2 protein-coding genes are annotated in these 1846 nt (G+C 72.8%); both read left to right on the top strand.

What is annotated here, in order from left to right:
• The first annotated feature begins 73 nt into the window (after positions 1-73).
• Positions 74-823 carry a lytic transglycosylase domain-containing protein gene (locus tag G6024_RS10805; RefSeq protein ID WP_119192135.1) on the top strand — a complete coding sequence of 250 codons (750 nt, stop codon included), beginning with the start codon at positions 74-76 and terminating at the stop codon, positions 821-823.
• 191 nt (positions 824-1014) lie between these two features.
• Positions 1015-1846 (top strand): ABC transporter transmembrane domain-containing protein (locus tag G6024_RS10800; protein WP_235027865.1); only part of this gene is annotated, 832 nt, incomplete at its 3' end.

The following is a 1846-nucleotide window of genomic DNA, read 5'->3' as shown; positions in this document are numbered from 1 at the left end:
AGGCGCCGGCCCGCCGGGAATCGGGGGATACCCCGACGCGCTGCCGGGCCCCGCTCGGGCAGACTTGAGCGCGATGCCCACCCTGACCCCCCGCGCCACCGCGAGTCTCGCGGGCCTGGTCGCCGTTGCCGTGTTGTCGTCGTCGTGCTCCTATGGGCCCACCCGCGAGGCGCCGACCCCCATCCCCCCGGGCATTCCGCCTGCCGCCGGCGCCCCGGTGCCGAGCGTCGACATCAACGCGCCCGGTCGCACCTCCGACCAGCTGCGCGAGTGGGCGGCGGGACTCAACGAGCCGATGAACATCCCCGTCGCCGCGCTCGCCGCCTACGGCAACGCCGCCGAGACCATGCGGCAGACCCGACCCGAGTGCAACCTCGCCTGGACGACGCTCGCCGGGATCGGGCACGTGGAGACGCGGCACGGCCGGTACCGCGGGGCGTCATTGAGTGACGACGGCTACGCGCTCCCGCCGATCATCGGCATCAAACTCGACGGCTCGCCCGGCTTCGCCGACATCCCCGACACCGACGGCGGCGAGCTGGACGGTGACACCGAGAACGACCGGGCCGTCGGGCCCATGCAGTTCATCCCGGAATCGTGGCGCAAGTACGGCGTCGACGCCGACGGCGACGGGCGCGCCGATCCGAACCAGATCGACGACGCCGCCGTGTCCGCCGCGCGCCTGCTGTGCACGAACGGGGGAGACCTCTCGCAGGCCGAGAACTGGCAGCGGGCCGTGCTGTCCTACAACGCGTCGCGCGAATACGTCATGGACGTGCGCGACGCGGCGGCCGCCTACTCGGTGGGGACGACCGCGCCGTAAGCGGGCGCAGTAGGGGGACGCCACGCTGGGGACTGCCTCACCCATCGGGATGCGACTTACCTACGGGGCCCCGCAGGTGAGGCGCAATCCGACAGGTGAGGTGTGGGCGCCGCTGCGTGGGCGCCGCGAACTACGCTGCTGAGTCGGCCGAGTTTGCAGGCGAGATCACCAACGGCGGGAGTCCCACACCCATGTCAGCACCGACGTCGACGCGCCGGCAGTCCGCGGGCGCCCCGACCACGGCGGATGCGCCGAGCACCGCCAACGGACTCCTGCTCCGCGCGGTCCGGCGCCGCCGGCACCTGGTGGTCCCGGGCCTGGTGCTCATGACCCTGTGGCAGTTGTGTGAGGCGCTGGTGCCCATCGCGATCGGCGTGATCGTCGACGTCGCGATCATCCCGCTCGACCGGTGGGCCCTGCTGTGGTCGGTCGTCGGGCTCATCGCGCTGTTCACCGTGCTCAGCCTCGGCTACCGGTTCGGCGCGCGGATGAGCAATCGGGCCCTGCAGGAGGAGGCGCACGATCTGCGGGTCGAGGTGACGCGGGTGCCGCTGACCCGGCGGCGCGCGATGGACGGTGCGAGCTCCGGTGACGTGCTCTCGGTGTGCTCGGCCGACGCCGACGTGGCCGCGTTGGTCTTCCGGCAGATCGCGCTCGGCGGGTCCGCGGTGATCAGCATCGTGGGGATCTCGGTCTACCTGTTGTGGACCGACTGGCTGGTCGGGCTCATCGTGCTCATCGGCGTCCCGCTCAGCCTGGTGTTGGTGGCCCTGCCCAGCCGCGCCATCTCCCGGCACAGCACCGCCCAGCAGGCCGCGATCGGGCGGGCGAGCAGCCGCGCGACCGACATCATGGCGGGACTGCGCGTGCTTAAGGCCGGCGGCGGGGAGCGCTGGGCCGCAGAGCAGTACCGCACGGCGTCCGAGGAGGCGGCCGCGGCGGGGATCGTCACCGCCGAGCGGACAGGGCGGGTCCAGGGGATCGGCTCGCTCGGGATGGCCGTGGTCCTGGCGCTGGTCCTGC

Origin of the sequence: Dietzia maris, assembly GCF_014144855.1 — a bacterium.
In the GTDB taxonomy this organism is placed as follows: domain Bacteria; phylum Actinomycetota; class Actinomycetes; order Mycobacteriales; family Mycobacteriaceae; genus Dietzia; species Dietzia kunjamensis.
This window is presented reverse-complemented; position numbering and strand designations above follow the sequence as displayed.

Coding starts and splice junctions, on each gene's coding strand:
- G6024_RS10805 (WP_119192135.1), top strand. CDS start 74: ATGCCCACCCTGACCCCCCGCGCCACCGCGAGTCTCGCGGGCCTGGTC.